Origin of the sequence: Blastopirellula sediminis (genome assembly GCF_020966755.1) — a bacterium.
GTDB lineage: Bacteria > Planctomycetota > Planctomycetia > Pirellulales > Pirellulaceae > Blastopirellula > Blastopirellula sediminis.
Genome location: NZ_JAJKFT010000010.1, coordinates 2,633,699 through 2,658,298, shown reverse-complemented (window position 1 = coordinate 2,658,298; position 24,600 = coordinate 2,633,699). Strand labels below are relative to the sequence as shown.

Genomic DNA, 24,600 nt, shown 5'->3' with positions numbered 1-24,600 from the left:
CATGACCACTCGCAATCCATTTTCGCTGCAAGATCGTACCGTTCTGTTAACCGGCGCTTCGGGCTATCTCGGTTCCGCAATGGCCATCGGCTTGGCCGAAGCGGGCGCGAGCGTCGTCGTCAGCAGTCGCAATCTCGAACAAGCGACATCAATCGCTGCCAATCTCCCCATCGTCGGCAATGCCAAGCATCATGCGGTTGCAATCGATCATCAGGAGGCCGCTTCGCTGGAACAAGGCTTCCAGCAAGCGATTCAACTTGCCGGCCAGATCGATACGCTAATCGCCAACGGACACGAACCGCTGGCCGCCGATTGGACCAGCGTGACCCCGGAGCAATTCACGCGGCAGCTGCAAAATGCGACCGGTTATTTCCTTATGGCTCGCTTGCTGCATGAACATGTCGTTGCCCGCGATGGCGAAGGAAGCGTGATCTTTCTCGGTTCAATGTATGGCGTCGTCGGTTCGTATCCGGACGCCTACGCCGGAGTCAATTCGGCCAGCCCGGTCGCCTATCATGCGTTGAAAGGGGGCGTCGTGCAGATGACGCGCCACCTGGCGGTCTATTGGGCGAAGGACAAAGTGCGCGTCAATTGCCTTTCGCCGGGTCCCTTCCCTTCCGAAAAAGCGGCGCCGGAGATGGTTGAGCGACTTTGCAGCCATTCGCCGATGGGCCGGATGGGACGCCCCGAAGAGCTTGTCGGCCCGCTCGTCTTTTTAGCGAGCGACGCAGCGAGCTACGTTACCGGACAAAACTTGTTGGTCGATGGAGGATGGACCGCGTGGTAAATCGTTTTGAATTGGCGAAACAGGAGTTGGTCGCTACTCCGGCGTTGGTCGTCGACCTGCCGACGGTCGAGCGCAACTTGCAGCGTCTCCATAGCTACGCCGACCAGCATGGCCTGAAGGTTCGCCCCCACACGAAGACGCACAAATCGCGACGCTTCGCCCGCATGCAAGTCGAGCATGGCAGCGTCGGCCTGACCGTCGCCAAGCTGGGGGAAGCGGAAGTAATGGGACAAGAGTCGAGCGACATTCTGATCGCCTATCCGGCGATCGATCCCGATCGTCGCCGCCGCGTCGCTGAACTAGCCCGCACCCACACCGTTCGCGTTGCGGTCGACTCGCAGTATGGGGTCAGCGTCTTGGCCGCCGCGGCGGAAGCGGCCGGCACAACCATCGGCATCCTGGTTGACCTGAACATCGGCTTCCCACGCACTGGCGTACCAACTCCAGCCGCCGCATTGGAACTGGCGCAGCAAGTCGTACAAGCCGGCAAGCACCTGCGACTCGACGGGATCTTAATCTATCCCGGTCACGTTTGGGCGCCAGCCGATCAACAAGAGGAAATCTTGACGCAGATCGATCAGAAGCTGGCCGAGACGATTGAACTTTGGCAGGCACACGGTCTCAGCGTCGACATCGTCAGCGGCGGCTCAACCCCTACCGCGTTTCAGTCCCACTTCGTTCGCTCACTGACCGAAATTCGCCCCGGCACCAACATCTTCAACGATATGAACACCGTCCGGGCCGGTTTCTGCGAACTGGACGACTGCGCCGCTGCGGTGATCGCCACCGTCGTCAGCACCGCCGTTCCTGGCAAATGCGTGATCGACGCCGGCAACAAGACCCTGACCAGCGATCGCAACGTGCTGCAACCGGACTCCGGGCATGGACACGTCGTCGAATATCCGCAGGCTCGCATCATTCGTCTCAGCGAAGAGCATGGCGAGATCGACTTCTCCGGTTGCGACCAGACTCCGCAGCTTGGCGAGCGGGTCACCATCATCCCGAACCACATCTGCCCCTGCGTCAACCTGCAAGATCAGTTCTATCTGCAGACGCCCGAGGGAATCGAAAAGCTGAACGTCGACGCACGAGGATTGCTTGCATGAACCGCTACCAAGGGTCGCTCAGCGGCGTGTTGCCGGTCTTCCAAACGCCCTATCTGGAAAATGGCGAGATCGATTACGCCACGCTCAAGCGTGAAATCGACTGGCTGCTGGAATGCGGCAGTGACGGCGTCGTCATGGCGATGGTTTCGGAAGTGCTTCGACTAACGACTGCCGAGAGTCGTCAGCTTTCCCTGCGCGTTTGCGAAATAGTCGACGGCCGCGGCGCTGTCGTGATCAGCGTCGGCGGCGAGTCGAACAAGATCGCGATTGAAAATGCCCAGCATGCCGAAAGCGTCGGCGCGACCGCTGTGATGGCGATTCCGCCGGTCTCGATCGGCGCGATGGAAGTCGAGTTAGTCGCCTACTACGAAGCGATTGTGAACGCCATTTCGTTGCCGGTCGTCGTGCAAGACGCCAGCGGCTATGTCGGCAAACCGATGTCAATCGACATGCAGGCCGACCTACTCCACCGCTTTGGCGCTGAACGAATCTTTTTCAAGCCGGAAGCGACGCCGATCGGTCCGCGACTTTCGGCTCTACGCGATGCGACCGATGGCCAGGCGCGCATCTTTGAAGGAACCGGCGGCATCGCGCTGGTCGACAGCTATCGCCGCGGCATTGTCGGCACGATGCCCGGCGCCGACCTGATCCGCGGCATCGTGGCGCTTTATCAGGCGCTCCAAGCAGGGAACGAGCGGCGCGTTTACGAATTGTCGCTACCAATCTCGGCAATTGTCGCGGCGCAACATAGCCTCGACGCTTTCCTGGCGATTGAAAAGTATCTGCTCGTCAAACAAGGGATCTTCCAGAACACGATCGTCCGCGGTCCACGAGCCTATCGTCTGGACCGCGAAACGGTCGCCGAGATCGATCGCTTGTACCAACTGCTTTGCGACGTATTGGAGAAGCCGTGATCATCGACGTCCATAGCCATGTCTGGTCCTATCCTCAGCACTTTACCGACGATTTTCGCCAACAAGCGTCGCGAGCTCGGGCCGGCGTCGAAGTTGATCTGACCGTTCGCTTTGAAGAATATCGCGCGACCGCGCCTGCCGACGTTCGCACCATCGTCTTTGGCGGCAAGGCGCGACTGAGCGGCATCTGGGTCGACGATCAATCGGTCGCCGACTACGTGGCGGGTCATCCGGATCACCTGATCGGCTTTTTGTCCGTCGATCCGACGCAGCCCGATTGGTATGACGAACTGGTCTACGGGCACCAAACGCTCGGACTGCGCGGCGTGAAGCTGTTGTCGATGTACGCCGGCTTTCGTCCAGACAGCGAACACCTGGAGCCGTTCTGGCGATACACATCGCAACATGACTTGCCCGTACTGCTTCATACCGGCACCACGTTCGTCGCTCAAGCGCCGCTCGACTGCACGCTGCCGCGACATCTTGACCGCGTAGCAGCTCAATATCCGCAGCAGCGGATGATCCTGGCACATTTGGGACATCCGTATGAAGGGGAATGCGTCGCGGTGATCCGGAAGCACCCGAACGTTTACGCCGACGTCTCCGCGCTTCACTATCGCCCATTTCAGCTTTATCACTCGCTGATGCTGGTGCAGGAGTATGGAGTCTGGGACAAGGTGCTGTTCGGCACCGACTATCCCTTCACGACCGTCAACGATTCGATCGCCGGCATTCGCAACTTGAACAACATGGTGCAAGGGACCAATTTGCCGCGACTGAACGAAGAAAAGATCGAAGCGATGATCTATCGCGACAGCCTCCCTCTATTAAACCTCGCCTAGAGATCCCTCCACATGAACATTCGTAAGGTCGGCGTCGTTGGCTTGGGGCTGATGGGGCGCGGCATCTGCACGTCGCTGTTGGCGAACAATATGCAGGTCGTCGCCTTTGACATTGACCCCGTCAGCTTCGACGCCGCTCAGTCGCATATCGCCCACTCGCTGGCAGAGCTTGCCCAGCATCCCGTCGATTCGGAAGTCATTCCCACGGACTGGCAAAGCAACCTTCAACTAACCGACGACCTGTCGGCGATGAGCAATTGCGATTTCGTCATCGAAAGCATTCCGGAAGATCCGGTCGTCAAGCGACAAGCGATCACGCAGCTCGAACAACTTCTCCCGCAGGACGTGCCGATCGCCAGCAACACGTCGGCGCTGCCGATCTCGCTGCTGCAGCAGCAGTGTCAGTATCCGCAGCGAATCGTCGGCATGCACTGGGCCGAACCATGTCATCTCACTCGGTTTCTGGAAATCATTCGGGGCGAGAAGACCAACGACGCAACTGCAGAAGCGGCCGCTGATCTTGGTCGACTGCTCGGCAAAGATCCAACAATCGTACTGCGCGACGTCCCCGGATTTATCGTCAATCGCCTGGCGTACGCGATGTATCGCGAGGCGTTTTGGCTACTCGAGAACAACGTCGCCGATGTCGACACGATCGACCGGGCGTTCGTTAACGCGATCTCGGTTTGGGCGAATGTCGCCGGTCCGTTCCGCTGGATGGACCTGAGCGGATTGCCCGCTTACGCCCAAGCGATGGGGCGTTTATTTCCCGAACTGAGCCAAGCGACCGAAACGCCCGCATCCTTCCAAAGGATGATTGACGAAGGGGCCCGCGGAATCGCTAATGGACGCGGCTTTTACTCCTACACCGCAGAAGAGGCGGACGCGTGGCGCGACAAACTGGTCGCCAACGTCCATGCCGTCCGCCAGCTCTCCTCTCAATCCCACCACCCAGCGAAGGACCTCGCGTGAGACCGATCTTCGACGCCCACCTCGATTTGGCCTGGAACGCACTTCAGTGGAATCGTGACCTGACGCAATCGCTCGACGATATGCGCCGCCACGAAGCCCACATGACCGATCATCCGGCGCGCGGCCGCGGAACGGTCACACTTCCCGAAATGAAAAAGGCCGGAATTCATACTTGCCTTGCGACGGTCCTGACGCGATCGAAGCCGGAAGTCTGCCCCGAAAAGGGCTTCTCGCGAACCGATCTCGACTTTCGCAACCAGACGATCGCCCACGCGACCGGCATGGGACAAGTCGCTTACTACCAGTTGCTCGACAAACTCGGCGAGATCAAGCTGATCAGCACGGCGGAACAACTAAAGCGACACCTCGCCGCCGTCAGCGAGAACCCGAGCGAACCGCTTGGCGTCATCCTGGCGATGGAAGGCGCCGACCCGATTCACACGCCGCAGCAAGCGGAGATGTGGTGGAATCTGGGACTGCGGTGCGTTTCGCTGTCGCACTACGCACAAGGTCCCTACGCACCTGGGACCGGCATTCAAGGTCCGCTCACTCCCGGCGGACGCGAGATGCTGAAAGAGTTTGCGCGGCTGGGGATGGTCGTCGATCTGACCCACTGCGCGGAGCCAGCCTTCTTTGAAGTGCTCGAACTGTTTCCTGGCGCCGTCTTGGCGAGCCATAACATGTGCCGCGAGCTGGTCCCCGGCGATCGCCAATTCTCCGACGATCAGATCCGAGCGCTGGTTGCTCGCGATGCGGTGATCGGCATGGCGTTTGACGCTTGGATGTTGAAGCCGGGCTGGGTTCGGGGCGAAACTTCGCCTGCTTCCGTTTCGCTCGCCGCGGCGGCCGACCACGTCGATCACATCTGCCAGATCGCCGGCAACACGCGAAACGTTGGCATCGGCAGCGACCTCGATGGAGGCTTCGGCACCGAGCAGACTCCGCACGACCTGAACTCGATCGCCGACCTCCAGCAGCTGGCCGACACCCTCTCCGAGCGGGGATCTTCTGACGCCGATATTACGGGCATTTTTGACGGCAATTATCTCCGTCTTTTCCTGGAGAATCTCCCCTAAATCGATAAATCTCGGTAATTTCCCATATCTGAAGAAGACCACGCAGGCCACATACCCCCTAGAGGGATATGTGGTCTTTTTTTGACCTAACTATTGCTGTCGACATTTTTAAGCATATATTGGCGACAGAACAGAGAGGCCAATGACTTCAATCCAAGGCAAATCCACTCCCGCCGAAAGAAGACGCCAATGACCCGCCTACTTCCGCTCCTCTTCCTTTTCGCTGTCTCACTTCCGCTGGCCGCAATGGCCGAAGAGCCGAAAACAGTCCTGATCCAGGAAACCGGCCCCAACAATCCGCGCAACTCAGAGGGCGCCTTCGTTACGCTGAAAGATGGCTCGATCCTCTACATCTACACCCGGTTCCAAGGGAAGCATCACGGCGACGACGCGCTCGGCTTCCTGGCCAGCTGCGTCTCCAAAGATCACGGCGAGACCTGGGAAGAAACCGACGAGCCACTCGTCCCGAAGACTGGCAAAGAAAATGACATGTCGGTCTCGCTCCTCCGTCTGCAAGATGGGCGGATCGCCCTCTTCTACCTGGTGAAGAACTCGATCAAAGATTGCCGCTTGGCGATGCGAACCAGCAGCGACGAAGGCGCCACCTGGAGCCAACCGGTCGATTGCATGCCGGGGGAAGACAACTACTTCGTCGTCAACAACGATCGCATCATTCAGACCAAGAGCGGTCGCTTGATCGCGCCGGCTGCGGTTCACATGCGAGACGACAAATGGCAAGGCGCCGCCGACATGGTCTGCTTCGTTTCTGACGACGCCGGAAAAACTTGGCGCCGCGGCAAGCAAACGTTCGCCGCCCATGACGAAAACGGTCGCCGCATCGTGACCCAAGAGCCGGGCGTCGTCGAGCTGAAAGATGGCCGCATCCTCTTCTGGATTCGCGCCGACGTGAAAGCCCAACTCTACGCCTACTCGGACGACGACGGCGAAACGTTCACCAAGCCGCAGAAGTGGAACTTCGCCAGCCCGCTGGCGCCCGCTTCGATCAAGCGAATCCCTTCGACCGGCGACTTGCTGCTGATCTGGAACGACAACCCTGGTCGTCAACGTTCGCCGCTTTCGGTCGCCGTTTCGAGCGATGAAGGCCAAACATGGACCCACCAGAAGACGCTGGAAGGAAATCCGAACGGCTGGTTCTGCTATACCGCAATTCATTTCGACGGTGACGACGTCTTGATCTCCTACTGGGACATGTCCAAAGGAGGAATCGCCACCAAGGTCAACAAGTTCGGTCTCGACTGGATTTACGACCAAGAGAAGTAACCGCCCCCGCTCATGCCCTGACTTCAGGAGTCGCCCCATGGCTACTGCCGAAAATTCCAACAACGCGAAACTGTCCGCACGTCAGAAGTGCTACGACGTCCTCCGCCGCATGCTGATTTGCGGGCAGATCCTGCCTGGTTCGCGGCTGCCGGAGGTGGAATGGTCGGAACGGCTCGAAGTGCATCGCGGCGGTCTGCGTGAGGCGCTCGTGCTGCTGGAGCATGACGGTCTACTCACGCAAGGCGAAAAAGGGGGCTTTTTCGCTCCGATCCTCGGCGACTTTGAATTTGAAGAAATCATGCAGGCCCGCTGCGTGCTGGAAACCGGCGCAATCAAGTTGATTGCCGCTCGTCAACTTCCGCAGTCGGCGTTTCAGCCGCTACTCGACTTGTGCGAGACGATGCAGCGGCTGCACGAAGCCGCTATCGAGCTCGGCTTTTGCGAAGCGGACTTTATGTTCCATCAGACGCTCGTTTCGCTCTCGGGAAACTCGCGTCTGATTCAGATGTATTCTCATTCGGCGCAGTTGATTTTCAACTTGTCGCCGGTCGATACGGTCGAAGTGGCCCGAAGCAAACGAGCTCAAACAATGAACGAACATCGCGAAATCTGCCGGCTAGTGATGGCCGGAAAAACGGACCAGGCGATTCAATTGCTGGAACGCCATATGTCGCAACCGTCGGTCAGCGACTAGCGACGACGACGCTTCCCGCCCCCTTTTCATGCAAACGCCCCTTATCCAACGCATCCTTTTCTACTTTTTACGTTCGGGAGACTTCCTTCATGTTGAACAGATCCCAAAATCGCCCGGGCTTTACGCTGGTCGAACTATTGGTCGTCATCGCCATCATCGGCGTCTTGATCGCCCTGTTACTGCCGGCCGTGCAACAGGCCCGCGAAGCGGCTCGGCGCATGTCCTGCTCGAATAATCTGAAGCAGCTTGGTCTGGCGCTGCACAACTATCATGACACGCACCTGGTCTTTCCGTATGGACGCAGCGGCGCCGCCGAAGGATCGGGACTTGGAAGCCCCAACCCCCAACTCTATCGCTCGCAGACCGGCCTGACCGCGCTCTTGCCGTTTATCGAACAAAAGGCGCTCTACGATACGATCGACTTTAACGCTGGGTTCGGCGACCCCGTCAACTGGGGAAAATATCAACCTCGCGTCGAAGCCTTTCTATGCCCAAGCAATCCGCAGGACGAAGGGGTCAGCTACACCGGCAGCATTCCTGGCGACGACGATTGCTGGGGAACGCATTACGTTCCGGTCGCCCATAGCGGACGCAACGGCGTCGTCGCTCGCGACTTGGCCAGTTCGGTCGGCTATCGCAAAGACGGTCTCTTCTACCTGAACTCCAAAAATGGATTCCGCGACATTGTCGACGGCACGACCAATACCCTCGCGATCGCCGAAAGTGTCGGCAACAAGCCGGGCAGTCATCGCTTGTGGGGCTGGGGAACTTACAGCGGCGGCATGGGAACTAGCGGCGGCATCAACGCGAACTTCCCGAATTTGAGCGGCTGGGCCTTTTCAGGCAACGATGCGTTTAATGGCCCCTCCAGCTATCACCCCGGCGGTTGTCAGGCGGTGTTGGCCGACGGCTCGGTTCGCTTCATCGCCGAAACGATTCAGCTGTCAACGCTGCTCGATCTGACCACCATCAAAGGAAATGAAGTCGTCCCCGAATACTAATGGGGCGACGACTCTCTACTCCTTCGTTTCCTACTCCCTGTTTGATCTACGCCTGCTGGAGCGCCGCTCACTCATGAAATCTTTGTCACTTACCACGTTCGTTTTGCTGTTGGCCGTTGGTTGCGGATCGTCTGATCCGAACATGATCCCGATCAGCGGTTCCGTTTCATACCAAGGAAAGCCGATCACCGACGGCGTCGTTCGCTTTGTCCCCGCCGAAAACTCGAGTGCGCCGGTTCGCGTCGCTCAGGTGATCGACGGCAGCTACGAACTGGCGGGGCGTTTTTCGCTGATGCCTGGTACGTATCAGATTCAGATTGAAGGGTTTGAAGGCGAAGACTTGCCGCTGAGCGAAGCGGGACAACAAGCCTCGCAACGCAAGCAAATTCTGCCGGCCCAGTACAACGCCAAGTCAAAGCTCGAACCGCTCACGGTCAGTCAGGGAGACCGCGCGCAGCAAAAAGACTTTGAACTTAACTAGGAAACAGCATGTCAACTGCCGCCGCTCCAAGCGTTCGCGTCTGCTTGGCGCTTCTTGTCGTCTCCAGCTGCGCAAGCCTGTACGCAAACGAGTCGCCAACGCCCTGCGTGACGATCGTCCACCGCGAAGTGACGCCGACCGCGTCGCCGATCTACAAAGCGATCTACGTCGACGCCAAGAACAACCGCCTGGCCGCTCCTAGCTGGCAATCGGACGACAACGGCCAGACCTGGGCGCCGCTCCGATCGCATCAGGCGTTGGCCAAGGATTTGACTCCTGGCTTCCGCCGCAACCCGACGACGATGACGCTCGACGAAAGCCGCAATTGCGTGATCTCAATCGTCAACGCGCTCGACACGCCGGAGTTGGATCCGACGATCGCCGAACCGCCGATCGCCCAGCAGACTTATTATCTGCGTTATCGACTTTCCCTGGATGGCGGCCGCAGTTGGTTGTGCGATGATCCGATCGTCGGCGTCGGCGATTTTGACGCGATGCACCCTTTCGCCGATCTTTGGATTGGGAAGAACGCGATCTACCTGGGAGACAACGGTTGCGCTCCGATCGTCACCAAGTCGGGCCGCGTGCTGGTTCCCGCCCAAATGACGGTTCTCGATGAGCAAGGCCAACTCTACAAACCGCCGCGGGCGCACACCTACACCGAAGCGGCCGTCCTGATCGGCGAGTGGACTGCAGGCGATCGCCTGGCCTGGCGAATGGCTCCGCGCGTCGCCGGCGACATCACCCAAACCGTTCGTGGTTTGATCGAACCGACGATCGCCGAAATGCCCGACGGCCGCATCCTGATGGTAATGCGTGGCAGCAACTCGCATGATCCGAGCGTCGCCGCAACCAAGTGGTGCTCCGTCTCCAGCGACGACGGCGAAACCTGGAGCAAACCGCAGCGCTGGACTTATGACGACGGCACGTCGTTCTATTCACCCAGCAGCATGTGCGTACTTATGCGGCACAGCAGCGGCCGCGTTTTCTGGGTCGGCAATATTACGCCGGAGAATCCCGACGGCAACCTTCCCCGCTTTCCCTTGGCGATCGGCGAAGTCGATCCGCAAACGCTCGGCCTGATTCGCAGCAGCGTCGTGATCGTCGATCAGAAGTCGGAGGAAGATGAAAAGCAGGGACGACTCGATCTCTCGCATGTTCATCTCATGGAAGACCGTGAAACCGGCGAGTTGATTCTGACCTACCCGCGAGCGCACCACAGTTACCGCGAGCGCGAGTTCGCGTTGCTGCGACTCTCCCCTTCCTCCACGACGAACAGCACTAACTAGCCCCTTCCTGATTATTTCCACTTCGATAGAAATACGCACGCAATGCCCACACGCCTAATCTCCGCCATCTGTACCCCGGTTGATTTCAACGGCGATCTCCACGTCGCGGGACTCGCCGCCCATATCGAGGCGCAAATCGCCGCCGGCATCGACGGCCTGCTGGTCGCCGGGACGATGGGACTGATGCAACTGCAAACCGATGCGACCTACCAGCGACTGATCGACGAAAGCGTCGGCATCGTCGCCGGTCGCACGGAACTATGGGTTGGCGTCGGCGACGCCGGGTATCAGCGGACGCTGGAGCGAATTCGCATCGCGGAGCGACAGCCGGTCGACGGGCTCGTCATTCTGACTCCCTATTTGATGAAGTTCGACGAAGAGGAACTGCTTCGCTATTACTTGAACCTGGCCGACGCCGCCAACAAGCCGCTGTTCCTGTATGACTTGCCTGGCTTGACCGGCACGGCCCTTTCGATGGAGTTAATCGAGCAGGTCGTCGCGCATCCCAACATTCATGGTTTGAAATGCACGCGGACCTGGGAATGGACCGTCGAATTGTGGGAACGTTTCGGGGGCAAGACGCGCGTCGTGCCGGCGCAACCGGAACGGGTCGCCGATCTGGTTCGCTTGGGGGTACCGGATAACCTCGACGGCTTGTTCGCGATCTTCCCGAATCAAAGTCGCGCGCTCGCTGACGCCGCCGATCGGGGCGAGTGGGAAGAGGCCGCCAGCTTGCAAGCCGATCTTAACAGCTTCCTGGAAGTTATTCGGGCAAAGCACCTCTTTGGCGCGGTCACTTGCGTCATGAACGAGATGGGAACGGAAGGACTGATGGCGCCGGAACCGTACTATCAACTTTCGGCGGAGGAAAAAGAAGCGTTCTTGAGCAATCCGACAATCCATCGCGTGATCGCCAACGAACTAAAGCTTGCCGTCGCCAAATCGACCTAGACCGTAGAACCAAATTGAAGTTTTCCTCCGCTACCGTCGTTCCCTTTCTGACGCCGCTGCTGTTGTTGGCGACGGCGACCGTCGCTTGCGCCGAAGATCCGCAGGCCGCCTCCGCAACCGTGGCGCCGCAGTTCGGCTGGCTCAACTGGGCGGTGCTGATCGCTTATCTGGGGGCGATGGTCGGGATCGGCGGTTACTTCTCGCGCGGCGAATCGTCAAGCGAAGATTTCTTTCTAGCCGGTGGACGAATTCCCTGGTGGGCGGCGGGACTTTCGATCTACGGCACCCAGCTTTCGGCGATCACCTTCATGGCGGTCCCCGCAATCGCTTTCACTCCGGACGGAAACTGGACGAAGATCGTCGGCGGCTGGACGACGCTCCTGTTGGCGCCGCTGGTCATCCGCTTTTACTTGCCGCTGTTCCGTCGGCTGAAAGTGCAAACCGCGTACGAGTACCTCGAGCGGCGTTTTCACGTCGCCGTACGCCTGATCGCCAGCTTGATTTTCATCGCGTTTCAAGTCGGCCGGATGGGAATTGTCCTGCTGCTGCCGGCCGCGGCGATCTCGGCGACGACCGGCTGTAATCTGCTTGCCGCGGTCATCCTGATGGGCGTCCTGGCGACGACCTACACGGTGCTCGGCGGGATCGAAGCGGTGATCTGGACCGATGTCGTTCAGGTGATCGTTTTGATCGGCGGCGCCCTCCTCTGCCTGATCGTTTCCCTTCTGGAAATTGGCGGGCCAGTGCAGCTTTTTGACATTGCCGCCGAATCCAACAAACTGACGATGTTCCACTGGTCAACCGATCCTGGTCAACCGTCGACCTGGGTACTGGTGGTCGGTTTCTTCTTCATCAACCTGATCGCTTACACCACCGATCAAACGGTCGTGCAGCGTTATCTGACGACCCGCGACGAATCGGCGGCTGCTCGCAGCATCTGGCTCAATGGCCTGATGACGATCCCGACCGGCGTGCTGTTCCTGCTGTTGGGGACGGCGCTTTGGGGCTTCTACCAAACGCATCCCGATGCGACCGCTCCCGCTCAAGTCGATCAGGCGGTCCCTTGGTTCGTCATGCATCAACTTCCAGCAGGCATTGCCGGGCTGGTAATCGCCGCGATCTTCGCCGCCGCGATGAGCTCCCTCGATTCGAGCATGAACTCGATCGCATCCGCGGTGGTGAACGACTTCTGGCTCCGTCTTCGTGGACCTGCCAAACCGGAAACCGAAATCCGCGTCGCCCGCGGGCTCACGCTATTGATCGGCGTCCTCGGCACGTCGATGGCCCTCACCATGGCGGTCTCGCAGATCACGTCGCTGTTCGACTACTTCAACCTGATGCTCGGCATGCTCGGCGGCGGACTTTCGGGCTTGTTCCTGTTGGCGATCTTCACCACTCGCGGCCATTGGATTGGCGCGCTGGTCGGACTTGCCGCTGGCGCCGCCGCGACCGCCGTCGTGCAATTGGATTCGACGCTGCACGTTTATCTGGCTGGCGCGGCCGGTACGCTCACCTGCTTCCTGGTCGGCTACCTTGTCAGTCGACTCGTTCCCTCACCGCAGCGCGACCTAACCGGCTTGACTATTTATACGCTAACTCCCCTCGACGCCCAAAACGCGCTCGAGCAGGAGCATTCGCAACCATCCCCTACCCCTTCCTTCGATTCCTCAGTTGGATGAATCCATATCGCATTGAAATAGTCGGCGCCACCGCTGGCCCGCACCTATTGATCATGGCCGGCGTGCATGGCGACGAATACGAACCGATCGTCGCCGTTCGGCGACTTGCCGCATTGATCGATCGTGATCAACTGCACGGCAAGGTGACGTTGGTACCGATCGCAAACCAGCCGGCGTTTGTCGGTCGCAGTCGAACGGGTCCTGACGGCCTGGATCTCGCACGCACCTTTCCGGGATCACGCGATGGAACGCCTACCGAGCAAATCGCCTTCGCCGTCAACCAATTGATCGAAGCGGCCGACTACCTGATCGATCTCCATACCGGCGGACTGGCGCTCGAAATCTCGCCGCTCGTCGGCTACATGCTCGTCTCCAATGAAGCGACGTTGGAAACGCAGCGCCGGATGGCCCATGCGTTTGGACTGCCGATTGTTTGGGGGACCTCGTCGCGGCTCGACGGGCGTTCTCTCTCGGCGGCTCGCGATGCGAACGTCCCTGCGATCTACGCCGAATGGGGCGGAGGGGCCGGTTGCCGCGCTGCCGGCGTTGATGATTACGTCAAAGGTTGTCTGTGCGTGATGGCCGAGTTGAATATGATCCCGCCGCAAGAACCGGTCGAAATCGACCGCTGCGTGATTGAAGATCAGCGCGAAGCGAGCGGGCACCTGCAGATCAACTACCCGGCCCCGGTCGCGGGCTATTATGAAACGACGGCGCCGCTCGACGCGATGGTTTCTCCCGGCGATGAGCTAGGGCGGATCTACGACATCCAATCGAACGAATCGACCAGCATCTGCTCGACGCAACAGGGACGTCTGATTACCCGCCGCGTCTTGCCGGCAGTCAATGACGGAGACTGCCTGGCGGTGATTCTCGAACTACCTGACGACAAGGAGACGCCGCATGCCTGATCGACCGGTGGCGTTTGTAACTGGCGCGTCGCAAGGAATCGGCTCCCAAACCGCTTTGGAGTTCGCGCGTCGCGGATATGCTTGCGTGCTCGTAGCTCGCAACGCCGAACGCCTGGAACAATTGGCGACCGAGATCGCAGCGTTGGGGAGCGAGTCGCACGTCTGTGCCGGCGATCTGGCCGACCTGCAGTTTGCTCGTTCGGCGGTCGATCAAGCGGCCGATCGTTTCGGCCGCATTGACGTTCTCGTGAACAACGCCGCCTGGCGAAAGATCGGCACGATGCGGCAGATCGAAGCGGACGAGTGGGATCAGACGCTGCGGGTTTGTCTGACCGCGCCCGCCTTTTTGGCGAAGTGGTGCGCGGCGGCGATGGAACCGGCCCGCCGCGGGGTGATTCTGAATGTCTCGAGCATCCAGTCGAAACTGGCGCCAGGAATTTGCCCCGCCTATATCGCCGCCAAGGGGGGACTCGACTCGCTCGCCTATGAGTTAGCCGCGCTGTATGGGCCGGTCGGCATTCGTGTGCTCAGTCTCAACCTCGGAGCGATCGACACCGAGATGAGCGCTGATTACGTTTCGAGTGACGGCGAAGACGTCAGCGCGCTGCTTCGCCGCTATGCCGAAGATATGATTCCGCTGCAGCGCTTCGCTCAGGCTGACGAGATAGCTCGGTCGATTGCGATGCTCGCGAGCGACGACGCGAGTTACCTGACCGGAGCCTGTCTCGAAATGGACGGGGGCTGGAATCACCAGGCGACTCCTTATTCGCTGAAACGGAAACAATTCCCGCACGAGTTTCCCTCTCCCTAATCCCCTGACTTGAGTCGCAACGCTATGGATCCAATTTCGCTCGGAGAGGGAAACACGCCGCTGGTCCGCTCGCAGCAGATCGGACCGGCGCTCGGCCTCCGCGATCTGTACTTCAAGCTAGAAACGGTCAGTCCAACCGGCTCGTACAAAGATCGCTTCGCCGCCGCGGCGATCTCTGACATGCGACGCAACGGGAAACGGCACGTGATCGCGACGTCGAGCGGCAACACCGGATCTGCGCTTGCCGCCTACGCCGCCGCCGCAGGAATGGCCTGTTCGATCGCCATCGTCGACGGGGCGCCAAGCGGCAAGTTGCGTCAGATGATGGCCTACGGCGCCGAGATCAAAAAGATTCGTGGCTTCGGCCATGACCCGCAAGTGACCGAGGCGGTCCTCGAGTCGCTACAGCAACTTGGCCAGCAGCCAGAGGCTCAACTGCAAGTCAGCGCGTACAAATACAGTCCCGTCGGCATGAGCGGCGTCGAGGCGATCGGCCACGAAATCGCCGCACAACTTGCCGCCCTGAACCAACGGGCCGATCACGTCTTCTCCTGTGCCGGCGGCGGCGGCCTAACGCTTGCGGTCGCGCGCGGATTCCGGACTGCGTTCAACGTTCGCATGCTCGACGTCGCGCCGAAAATCCACTGTGTGCAACCGATCGGCAACGACACGATCGCCGGACCGCTCCGCCGTGGATCGCAACAAGCCCAAGCGGTCGCCTGCACGACGAAGATCAGCGGCCTTCAAGTCGCGTCCGTGATCGACGGAGACGCAGTCATCGCCGCATGTCGCGACAGCGGCGGAACCGGTCACTCTGTAGAAGACGCATCCATCTATGAGTCGCAGAAAGAACTGGCTCAGCTGGAAGGGATCTTCTCTGAACCGGCCGGCGCCGTTCCTCTGACCGGGCTAAAACAAGCGATCGCCGACGGCACCGTTTCGCTGAACTCGACGGTCGTTTGCCTGGTAACCGGCTCTGGCTTCAAAGACCTCGCGTCGGTCGATGCGATGATCGGCGCGAGCGATTGCGAAACGGTCACGTTGGAAGAATGGGAAGAGCGTTTCCCAGCGACGTCAAAAAGCTAATGTTCACCACCGCGAAGGACCAAGACTGATGCAAGCGATCAAAACATTCGCGACGGCGGCGCTGCTGTTGGTCGCAACGCCTGCGTGGGCCGATGCGCCGACTCTCCTTTCTCCTGAAACTCGGAACCGTTGCATGCAAACCCTGCGAGATGGACTCACCAGCGATCAATTCTGGCCTTCGATGCACGCCGCCGAAGCGCTGACCCTGGCTGGTTACGGCGAAGAAGTGCGCTCCGCCCTCACACCAAAGCTGCCGAACGTCCAAGACGCCCAACATCGCTGCGGCGTCGCTCGTGAACTGTTTCGCGCCGGCGACGAGTCGGCGGTCGCCACGTTATGGGAAGTGCTCGGCAGCGACGATCCGTACGGTCATAACCATGCCTGCGAGTCGCTGTTCAAGATTCGCCAGATGGGGGACGGCAAGCTCCTCCGCCAACATTTGGCCGATGAAACACTGCCGATCAAGCAACTGCTCGCGGCCGCGGCCTTGGCCCAACATGGCGACAGCGAAGCGAAACTTCGCATTCACGACTTCCTGATCGGCGACGATGACAACATGGCTCGCCTGGCCGCTTGGACGATGGCGGTCAGCGGCGATTCCAGCGATCTCGCCGCCCTGCGCGAGCGTGCCAAGTCGATCACCAATCCGCAGCACCTCGTTTACTTTCACGCCGCGCTGGCCCGCTTTGGCGACGCAGATGGTAAAACGGCGCTGCAAGCCGATCTGAAGCACGAAGATCCGATGGTTCGCGTCTACGCCGCCGAATTCTGCGGGCACTCGAATATCTCCGCGGCACTGCCGGTCCTCACCGAATTGCTGGAAGACGAAAACCTCGATGTCCGGATTCGCGCGGCGCAAGCATTGACTATGCTAGGAACGAACGCGTAAGCGTCGCTCGAAGCATCTTCCCACCCATTCGCCTTTCCCGCCGAAGAGACGCATGTCCACTCCTTTTCGCACTTCGCTGCGCGCTGCGCTGCTGATTGCCGTTACCCTCATCGCCGCGACGAACAGCTTCGCCCAGGACAAGCTGGAAAAATCGCGCCAGCGACTGGCCAGCGGTGAGCCGACCAAGATCGTTTGTTTCGGCGACAGCATCACCGGCGTCTACTATCACTCTGGGAGCAAACGAGCCTGGTGCGACATGCTCGGCCTCCTGCTGCAGCAAGCGTATCCGGGCGCCAAACTCGAAATGATCAACGCCGGCGTCAGTGGGCACACCACCGTGAACGCCCTCGCGCGAATTGAGCGGGACGTTCTGAAGAAAGAACCGAACCTGGTTGTGATCGGCTTTGGGATGAACGATGTGGCCCGCACGCCGTTTGAAGAGTTTGCGCCGAACCTGCGGGAGATCATTCGCCGCTGCCAGGAAGTTGGCGCCGAAGTGGTTCTTTGCACCCCCAACGCCGTTTCGGAAACGGAACCTCGGCCCGAAGTGAAGGTCGCGAAGTACAGCGAAGCGATCCGCGCCGTCGCCGCCGAGCTTCAGTTGCCGGTCGTCGACATCTTCACCAGCTGGAAACAGCTGCGCGAAGACGATCCAGTCGGCTGGTCGCTCCTAATGAGCGATGAGATTCATCCAAACATGACCGGGCACATTCGATTCGCCGAGCTGATCGGTTCAACCATCGTCGGGCGTCCACTGAAGTTCGACAAAACTCCTCCGCCGATCGAGACGCTGAAAACGACGCTTGGTCGTCTCGCCAAGGGAGAGACCGTCAAACTGGTCGCCGCACCGCCGTTCGACACGATCATCCCGGCGCAGTTTCGAAAGCTTTATCCGGAGGCGAAATTCGACGTCGTCGTTTGGCCGGCGGAAGAACAAACGATCGCCGCCGCAGCGGAGTGGGCGAAGCAAGTTCGCGGCCTGAAGCCGGACCTGGTCGTTTCTCCCTTTCCTCCGAAAGCGATTGAAGCTTCGCAGGAAGAGTTTATTCGCGACTACGAATGGGTGCTAAATTACAGCTTGCCGCAAAGCAAGGGAGCCGCCTGGGACGTCGTTCCGGTCTTGCCGATCGACTCGCATCCGGCGTATGCCGACCTGGCGGCTCGCATCATCGCCGGGAAAGAGTTGCGGTTTATCTCGCGTCCCAGCGGCGACAAGCGTTCGGCCGACGAAATCGTGGCCGCGTGGATCGCCGAGCATAAGTAAGGCGAAACAAAAAACGGGCTGCGACTTATTAAGCGTCGCAGCCCGTTTCTATTTCTTCTTGTGATCCGCAACTAGGCGTCTTTGCAGACTTGCCGCTGCTCACCCAAGCCGGCGATCGACAGAGTCATCACGTCCCCGGCTTTCAGGAAGCGGGGAGGCTTCAGTCCCAGACCAACGCCCGGCGGAGTGCCGGTCGAGATCAGGTCCCCGGCTTCCAGGGTCATGAACTGCGACAAGTAGTGAATCACAAAGCAGGGATCGAAGATCATCGTCTTCGTATTGCCCGTCTGCATCCGCTCGCCGTTCACTTCGAGCGTCATCGCCAAGTCACTCACGTCCGCAATTTCATCGGTCGTCGCCATAAACGGGCCAAGCGGATTGAACGTATCGCAGCTCTTTCCTTTGACCCATTGGCCGCCACGTTCCAGTTGGAAGTGACGTTCCGAAACGTCGTTCGAGATGCAGTAGCCAGCGATGCACGCGGCCGCCTCGCTGGCACTGTCCAGGTAGCGAGCCTCTTTGCCGATCACCACGCCCAGTTCGACTTCCCAGTCGGTCTTTTCGCTCTTCCGCGGGATCAGCACCTCGTCATACGGACCGACGACTGTGTTGGTCCCTTTGAAAAAGATGATCGGCTCTTCCGGAATCGCCATCCCCGATTCTTTGGCGTGGTCGGCGTAGTTGAGCCCGACGCAAATCACTTTGCCCGGTCGCGCAATCGGCGCGCCCCAACGAACTGCTTCCGGCACGTCAGGATAAGAATCGAGGGATCCGGCCAATTCCGCCAGGCGAGCCAATCCGCCCGCCTGGAAGAAGTCGCGATCATACCGCTCGACGACCGAGCTCAAATCTTTTCGCACGCCGCCGGCGGTCAGCAACCCGGGCTTCTCTTTTCCCAGCGGCCCAAACTGAATTAACTGCATCGCATCGTTTCCTTCATCGACGTTTCAATCGCTTTGATCACATGCTGCAAGACGGCGTCGTCATGTTGCGTACCGACATACCAGCGAGCGTCCGGCAGCAGCTGCACGCCGTTAGCGAGCATCGCCTCACGAAAGCGACCATAGGTTTCCATATCAGTGCGGGTCGTCTCGCGATAGTCGCGCGGCGCCTGCGTTACGCCAAAGTGTACCGAAAAAACGGTCCCCACGCCGCTCACCGCCGCGTCCAGGCCATATTTGGCCGCCGTTGTGGTCAGCGCCTCGGCGACCGCGTGACCGTGGGCGTTCATGCGATCGTAGGTTCCCGGCTTGCGCAACTCGCGAATCGTCTCGATCGCGGCGACGATGTTAAACGAAGTGCCGTTGTAAGTCCCCGAGTGAATCGTCCGCATGTCGCGGAGGACCTCAAACATTTCCGCGCGGCCGCCGACGGCCGACATCGTAAAGCCGCCGGCCAGCGCCTTGCCGTAAACCGACAAGTCAGGCTCGACGCCAAAATACTCGCGAGCGCCGCCGAGTGCGATTCGAAAGCCGGTGATCACTTCGTCGAAAATCGACACGGCGCCGTATTCGCGGCAAAGTTCGATCAGCGTTTCCAGGTAACCAGGCCGTGGCATGCAGCTTCCCGAGTTGGCCAACACCGGCTCGGTCAACACGCAGGCAATTTCCTGTCCGCGACGCTGAAACAGATCCTTCAGCGCGTCGACGTCGTTCCACGGCAAAACGAGCGTTTCAGAAAACTCGCCGGCCGGCTGACCGCCGCAGGTCGCCTGGGGCAAGGTCGAATCCTCGATCTTCGGCCGGTAAGAAACGAGGACATTATTCAGCCAGCCGTGGTAGTGCCCCTCGAACTTCAGAATCTTATCGCGGCCGGTATGTGCACGTGCGATGCGGATCGCCGACTGAATCGCTTCCGTTCCGGTATTCGAGAAGATCACCTGCTCGACGCCGGGAACCGAATCGACGATCAACTCAGCCAATTCGATCTCGGCGATATGCTGACAGCCGTAGGTGTATCCTTTTTCCAATTGCCGCGCAACCGCGGCGTTGATGCCGGCATGATTCGAACCGACGATCAGCGGCCCCCAGCCAAGCGTGTAGTCGGCTCGGCAGTTGCCGTCGACATCGTAGAAGTGCGGGCCGTCGGCATGATCGATATAGAGCGGGGGCTGCGTCACGAACCGTCGCAACGAACTGGAAACGCCGGTCGCCAACGAGCGACTCGCCCGCTCGTACAGCTCCGCGGAACGGGAGGTCGTGTGGATAGAAGCCATAGGGCTCTCCAAATTACGGAGAAAATCGTCAGTTCAAAGGGAAATGACACGCTTTGACACTCGCCCGTCATTCCACTATTCTGAATGTATTATTCCACATTTCAGAAGTCAAGGAGTTTCCGTGAAACCGTTTCAGGCTATCCAAAACCCCGACACGCCGGTCAGCCACCTGCCGTTCAGCCCCGCGATTCAGGTCGGGCAATTCGTCTTCGTCTCAGGCCAGGCGTCGGTCGACGAGACGGGCAAGATCGTCGAAGATACGTTCGCCGGCGAGATGCGCCGCAGCCTGGATAATGTTCGCAAGGTTCTGGCCGCGGCGGGACTTTCGCTCGACGATGTCGTGCAGACGCGGAACTACGTCGGCGAGCAAAAGGACCTGCAGGAGTTCAATCAGATCTACGCTGAATACTTCCAGAAGCCCTATCCGGCCCGCACGACGTTGATCGGCTGCTTGGGTACGCTGCTGAAGTACGAAATCGACGTGGTCGCCGTCGCCCCCCGGATCGCCTAGGAGTTGGAAATGCGCGTCGGCATCATCTCGCTGCTGCATGAATCGAACACGTTCGTCACTGCGCCGACGACGCTCGACAACTTCCGCCGCGACGTTCTGCTGGTTGGCCACGAGATCCTGCCTCATTTTGAAACGGCCCATCACGAAATCGGCGGCTTCATTACCGGCCTGCGCGACGCCGGCATCGAACCGGTCGGCGTCTTCGCAGCGCGCGCCTTGCCGAGCGGAGTGATTACGGCTGATACGTTCGATGAACTGGTCGAGTGCATGCTCGATCACTTGGAACATCATCAGCCGCTCGACGGTTTGTTGATCGCACCGCATGGCGCGACGGTCGCCGAAAATCATCCCGACGCCGACGGTTACTGGATGCAAGCGGTGCGCGAAGCGTTCGGCCCCGACAAGCCGATCATCGGCACGCTCGATCCCCATGCCAACCTTTCGCCGCAGATGGTCAAAGCGACTGACGCACTCTTCGCTTACCGCACGAACCCGCATGTCGATCAGGCCGACCGGGGACGAGAAGCGGCACTGCTGATGGCTCGCACGTTACGAGGGGAAGTTCGTCCGCGACAAGCGGCCTCCTTTCCGCCGCTGGCGATCAATATCGAACGGCAATGCTCGGAAGAGCAACCTTGCCGCGAATATGCAGCGTGGGTCGAGGAAGTGCGCCAGCGACCCGGTATTCTCGGCGCGAGCCTCTTCTACGGCTTTCCTTATTCCGACGTCGCCGAGATGGGTACGGCCATGCTCTGCATCGCCGACGGAGACGCGGCGCTGGCCGCCAGTACGGCCGACGAGTTAGCGCACAAGATGTGGGACGATCGCGAGAGGACGCTCGGTACGTTCTTGAGCGTTCATGAGGCGATCGATAAGGCGCTGGCCTGTGAAGGTCCGGTCTGCCTGCTCGACATGGGAGACAACGTCGGCGCCGGTTCGCCGGCGGATGGAACGACGATCGCTCAAGCGCTGGTCGATCGCAACGTTGAGCGAGCCTTCGTCGCGATCTGCGATCCGGAAGCGGTCGCTGCGGCGACAGCGGCAGGCGTCGGCCAGACGGTTGCACTCGAAATCGGCGCCAAGCTCGATCGCTTGCATGGCGATCCGTTACGAGTCACATGCCAGGTCATTTCGCTCCACGAAGGTCGGTTCGCCGAAGAAAAGCCGCGGCATGGCGGGAAGACGGAATACGACATGGGACCAACCGCGATCGTGCGAACCAAGAGCGGGCTCACGCTCCAACTCACGTCCGAGCGAACCGCGCCCTGGTCGCTGCGACAATTGACCTATTGCAACCTGGCGCCGACCGATTTTCAGATCATCGTCGCCAAAGGGGTCAACGCGCCGCTGGCCGCCTACGCCGCCGTTTGCCCCCAATTCTTCCGGGTCGATACGCCGGGGGTGACGACCGCGAATCTCTCGCGACTGCAATATGCGCATCGCCGCAGCGGGATGTATCCGTTCGAACGGGATGCCGTTTGGCGCTAGTTCCGATGTGCCGCCCAACTTGACTTCGTCGCGGCGATCGGCTATTCCTGTAAAAGATGCACCGCTTTTACACCTTTAGGCGTTTGGGCCGATGAAACTGACGACGCAAACCGATTACGCCCTGCGAACGCTGATGTTTCTCGCCAGGCGCGGCGAGCGCGCCAACGTCGCCGACGTGGCGCAGTTGTTCGACATTTCGGTCCACCACGTGGCGAAGGTGGTCAATTTGCTCGCCAAGTATGGTTACGTTCGGAGCGTCCGCGGTGTCGGCGGCGGCATCGAACTGGCCCGCAAGCCGGAGACGATTTCGATTGGCGAAATCATCGAGCGGTTTGAGGGAAGCATGCACCTGCTTGACTGTATCGATACCGACGAAGAGGTCTGCGCCATTCAATCATTCTGCAAACTCAAAGGAGTGCTGGCCGAAGCGGAACGGGTGCAGCGCAGTTATCTCGACGGCGTCACCCTGGCCGACGTCGTTCCTGGCGCTCGTCAACTTGTCGCTTTCGGAGCACGACGATGAATCGAGCCCCCATTGTTCTCGCTCTGCTCCTGTCGATCGCCGGTCTCGCCGCGGCTACGATCGCCGACGAGAGTTCCGAGCAAGCCTCCCCTGCTCCGCCGGTTCGAATCGAAGAAGCCCGCAGTCGAGCGCGACTCTTGCATGAGACGCTGCATGGCACGCTTCAAGTAATGCATCGCGACTTCTTTGACGAAGAAGAGTCGCATGCGATTCCGTCTCGATCGCTGGAAGACGTCTTCGCCGAGCTGGAGCGCAGCCATCATGTCAAAATCCGTTGGATTTCGGTCAATACGAACGCGATGAACATCGACAACGAGCCGAAAAGTCCTTTTGAAAAGCTCGCTGCGAAAGAGCTTGCCGAAGGAAAGCCGGAACATGACTCCGTCGACAATGGTCGCTACCAATATGCCGGAGCGATTCGGCTCGCCTCCCGCTGCTTGAAGTGCCATGTCCCCAATCGCAAGAGCACCGAGAGCCGCATCGCCGGGCTCGTCATTTCGATGCCGATCGCTGAGGAGAAGTAATCATGAAGTCCCTTCCGCTGCGCATCGTTCGCTGGTCCGCCGTCGTCGCGATCGTTCTACTGCTGACGACTGAAAGTCACGCCCAGCTGACGTTTGAAAACGAGCCGATCAACTACGGCCAAGACCTCCAGCACGACCCAGTCGCACAGCTGCAAAAAGAGCTCGACGCCGGGAAGACCAAGCTGGACTATGACGAAGATCATGGCTACCTCAACTCGGTCCTTGAGAAGCTGAACATCTCGCCCGAGTCGCAAGTGCTGGTTTACTCCAAGACTAGCTTTCAGCTTTCCCGTATTACCCCGCGCCGGCCTCGTGCCCTCTACTTCAACGACAAGTCGTACATCGGCTGGGTCCAAGGGGGCGACGTCCTCGAAGTGATGACGACCGACCCAGAGCAAGGCGCCATCTTCTACACTCTGTCGCAAGACACCGATGGTTCGCCCAAGTTTATCCAGGATCGAGGACAATGCCTTTCGTGCCATGCTTCGAGCCGCACGCAAAACGTCCCCGGCGGTTTGGTCCGTTCCGCGTTCGTCAACGCGGCCGGTCAGCCGCATTATGGCTCTGGCACCTTCACCACCGATCACAGCAGTCAGTTCCAGGATCGCTGGGGAGGTTGGTACGTAACCGGCACGCATGGCGCGATGCGGCACATGGGGAACGTCATTTCCAAGGATCGCGACTTCCCCGAGAAGATCGATCGCGAAGCCGGCGCCAACGTCACCGATCTCACGGAGCGGCTCGACATCGCTCGCTACCTGACGCCGCATAGCGACATCGTCGCGCTGATGGTGCTCGAACATCAAACCCAGATGCAAAACTTTCTGACGCTCGTTAATTTTGAAACGCGGATGGCGCAGCATCATGATGCGGTGATGAACAAGGCGCTGGAGCGATCCGAGGATTACGTCAGCGACACGACGAAGCGGCGGATCGCCAATGCCTGCGACAAGCTGCTGCAGTATATGTTGTTCGCTGAGGAATTCCCGCTGGAGTCGAAGGTGGAGGGAACCTCCCAGTTCGCCCGCGAGTTCGCCGCGGCCGGGCCGAAGGACTCTCAGCAGCGATCCTTGCGTGACCTCGATCTGCAAACGCGGCTGTTTCGCTATCCTTGCAGCTACCTGATCTATTCCGAACAGTTCGACCAACTGCCGCCGCCCGCCAAAAGCTACATCGCTCGCCGCTTGCAGGAAATCCTCGAAAACGGCGATCCCGACTATCCGCATCTAACGCCGGAGGATCGTGAAAATATTCGCGAGATCCTGACGGAGACGAAGCCCGATCTCTGGAATACGAAGTCGTAAC

The 24,600-nt window shown here is 59.7% G+C and carries 25 protein-coding genes; 23 read left to right on the top strand and 2 right to left on the bottom strand.

What is annotated here, in order from left to right; all coding sequences use genetic code 11:
* The first annotated feature begins 1 nt into the window (after position 1).
* From LOC68_RS22440 to LOC68_RS22355, 18 genes are all read left to right on the top strand, one after another.
* The gene (locus tag LOC68_RS22440; protein ID WP_230222894.1) at positions 2–787 is read left to right on the top strand and encodes an SDR family NAD(P)-dependent oxidoreductase; all 786 of its coding nucleotides are present in this window, start codon (positions 2–4) and stop codon (positions 785–787) included.
* Positions 781–1,893: a D-TA family PLP-dependent enzyme gene (locus LOC68_RS22435; RefSeq protein WP_230222892.1), complete on the top strand. Its 1,113-nt coding sequence runs from the start codon at positions 781–783 to the stop codon at positions 1,891–1,893. The genes LOC68_RS22440 and LOC68_RS22435 overlap by 7 nt, the downstream gene beginning before the upstream one ends.
* Positions 1,890–2,807, top strand: coding sequence for a dihydrodipicolinate synthase family protein (locus tag LOC68_RS22430; RefSeq protein WP_230222890.1), 918 nt, complete (start codon positions 1,890–1,892; stop codon positions 2,805–2,807). Before LOC68_RS22435 ends, LOC68_RS22430 begins: the two co-directional genes overlap by 4 nt.
* Entirely contained in the window at positions 2,804–3,649 is an 846-nt protein-coding gene (locus LOC68_RS22425) for an amidohydrolase family protein (RefSeq protein ID WP_230222888.1), read from the top strand. Before LOC68_RS22430 ends, LOC68_RS22425 begins: the two co-directional genes overlap by 4 nt.
* Positions 3,650–3,661: 12 nt before the next feature.
* Positions 3,662–4,621, top strand: coding sequence for a 3-hydroxyacyl-CoA dehydrogenase family protein (locus LOC68_RS22420; protein WP_230222886.1), 960 nt, complete (start codon positions 3,662–3,664; stop codon positions 4,619–4,621).
* Positions 4,618–5,697 (top strand): dipeptidase, encoded by a 1,080-nt coding sequence (locus tag LOC68_RS22415; protein ID WP_230222884.1) that lies wholly within the window; start codon positions 4,618–4,620, stop codon positions 5,695–5,697. The genes LOC68_RS22420 and LOC68_RS22415 overlap by 4 nt, the downstream gene beginning before the upstream one ends.
* Positions 5,698–5,886: 189 nt before the next feature.
* The gene (locus tag LOC68_RS22410) at positions 5,887–6,978 is read left to right on the top strand and encodes a sialidase family protein (protein ID WP_230222883.1); all 1,092 of its coding nucleotides are present in this window, start codon (positions 5,887–5,889) and stop codon (positions 6,976–6,978) included.
* A gap of 37 nt (positions 6,979–7,015) precedes the next feature.
* Positions 7,016–7,672 (top strand): GntR family transcriptional regulator, encoded by a 657-nt coding sequence (locus LOC68_RS22405; protein WP_230222881.1) that lies wholly within the window; start codon positions 7,016–7,018, stop codon positions 7,670–7,672.
* A gap of 89 nt (positions 7,673–7,761) precedes the next feature.
* Positions 7,762–8,673 carry a DUF1559 domain-containing protein gene (locus LOC68_RS22400; RefSeq protein ID WP_230222879.1) on the top strand — a complete coding sequence of 304 codons (912 nt, stop codon included), beginning with the start codon at positions 7,762–7,764 and terminating at the stop codon, positions 8,671–8,673.
* A 73-nt stretch (positions 8,674–8,746) separates the two neighbouring features.
* Entirely contained in the window at positions 8,747–9,154 is a 408-nt protein-coding gene (locus LOC68_RS22395; protein WP_230222877.1) for a FixH family protein, read from the top strand.
* 8 nt (positions 9,155–9,162) lie between these two features.
* Complete coding sequence (locus tag LOC68_RS22390; RefSeq protein WP_230222876.1) at positions 9,163–10,443, top strand: sialidase family protein; 1,281 nt, start codon at positions 9,163–9,165, stop codon at positions 10,441–10,443.
* Positions 10,444–10,485: 42 nt separating this feature from the next.
* Positions 10,486–11,394: a dihydrodipicolinate synthase family protein gene (locus LOC68_RS22385; protein WP_230222874.1), complete on the top strand. Its 909-nt coding sequence runs from the start codon at positions 10,486–10,488 to the stop codon at positions 11,392–11,394.
* A gap of 14 nt (positions 11,395–11,408) precedes the next feature.
* Positions 11,409–13,073, top strand: a complete 1,665-nt coding sequence (locus LOC68_RS22380; RefSeq protein ID WP_230222872.1) for a sodium:solute symporter — start codon at positions 11,409–11,411, stop codon at positions 13,071–13,073.
* On the top strand, positions 13,070–13,984 hold the full coding sequence (locus LOC68_RS22375; protein ID WP_230222870.1) for a succinylglutamate desuccinylase/aspartoacylase family protein: 915 nt from the start codon (positions 13,070–13,072) through the stop codon (positions 13,982–13,984). Before LOC68_RS22380 ends, LOC68_RS22375 begins: the two co-directional genes overlap by 4 nt.
* Positions 13,977–14,795: an SDR family NAD(P)-dependent oxidoreductase gene (locus LOC68_RS22370; protein WP_230222868.1), complete on the top strand. Its 819-nt coding sequence runs from the start codon at positions 13,977–13,979 to the stop codon at positions 14,793–14,795. The genes LOC68_RS22375 and LOC68_RS22370 overlap by 8 nt, the downstream gene beginning before the upstream one ends.
* Before the next feature lie 24 nt (positions 14,796–14,819).
* Positions 14,820–15,881 carry a pyridoxal-phosphate dependent enzyme gene (locus tag LOC68_RS22365; RefSeq protein ID WP_230222866.1) on the top strand — a complete coding sequence of 354 codons (1,062 nt, stop codon included), beginning with the start codon at positions 14,820–14,822 and terminating at the stop codon, positions 15,879–15,881.
* Between the two features lie 28 nt (positions 15,882–15,909).
* On the top strand, positions 15,910–16,770 hold the full coding sequence (locus LOC68_RS22360) for a HEAT repeat domain-containing protein (RefSeq protein ID WP_230222864.1): 861 nt from the start codon (positions 15,910–15,912) through the stop codon (positions 16,768–16,770).
* Between the two features lie 52 nt (positions 16,771–16,822).
* Positions 16,823–18,034: an SGNH/GDSL hydrolase family protein gene (locus LOC68_RS22355; RefSeq protein ID WP_230222862.1), complete on the top strand. Its 1,212-nt coding sequence runs from the start codon at positions 16,823–16,825 to the stop codon at positions 18,032–18,034.
* 71 nt (positions 18,035–18,105) lie between these two features.
* On the opposite strand, the gene LOC68_RS22350 is transcribed toward LOC68_RS22355, so the two are convergent.
* Both LOC68_RS22350 and LOC68_RS22345 read right to left on the bottom strand, forming a co-directional pair.
* Positions 18,106–18,957 (bottom strand): fumarylacetoacetate hydrolase family protein, encoded by an 852-nt coding sequence (locus LOC68_RS22350; protein ID WP_230222860.1) that lies wholly within the window; start codon positions 18,955–18,957, stop codon positions 18,106–18,108.
* Positions 18,948–20,249, bottom strand: coding sequence for an aspartate aminotransferase family protein (locus LOC68_RS22345; RefSeq protein WP_230222858.1), 1,302 nt, complete (start codon positions 20,247–20,249; stop codon positions 18,948–18,950). Before LOC68_RS22345 ends, LOC68_RS22350 begins: the two co-directional genes overlap by 10 nt.
* A gap of 121 nt (positions 20,250–20,370) precedes the next feature.
* Between LOC68_RS22345 and LOC68_RS22340 the strand changes: the two genes are divergently transcribed.
* The 5 genes from LOC68_RS22340 (at position 20,371) to LOC68_RS22320 (ending at position 24,599) form a co-directional block, all read left to right on the top strand.
* Positions 20,371–20,760, top strand: a complete 390-nt coding sequence (locus LOC68_RS22340; RefSeq protein ID WP_230222856.1) for a RidA family protein — start codon at positions 20,371–20,373, stop codon at positions 20,758–20,760.
* Between the two features lie 9 nt (positions 20,761–20,769).
* Positions 20,770–22,248: a M81 family metallopeptidase gene (locus tag LOC68_RS22335; protein ID WP_230222854.1), complete on the top strand. Its 1,479-nt coding sequence runs from the start codon at positions 20,770–20,772 to the stop codon at positions 22,246–22,248.
* 91 nt (positions 22,249–22,339) lie between these two features.
* Complete coding sequence (locus LOC68_RS22330) at positions 22,340–22,771, top strand: RrF2 family transcriptional regulator (RefSeq protein WP_230222852.1); 432 nt, start codon at positions 22,340–22,342, stop codon at positions 22,769–22,771.
* Positions 22,768–23,295: a c-type heme family protein gene (locus LOC68_RS22325; protein WP_230222850.1), complete on the top strand. Its 528-nt coding sequence runs from the start codon at positions 22,768–22,770 to the stop codon at positions 23,293–23,295. The genes LOC68_RS22330 and LOC68_RS22325 overlap by 4 nt, the downstream gene beginning before the upstream one ends.
* Positions 23,296–23,297: 2 nt before the next feature.
* Positions 23,298–24,599: a hypothetical protein gene (locus tag LOC68_RS22320; protein WP_230222848.1), complete on the top strand. Its 1,302-nt coding sequence runs from the start codon at positions 23,298–23,300 to the stop codon at positions 24,597–24,599.
* The last annotated feature ends 1 nt before the right edge of the window (position 24,600 follow it).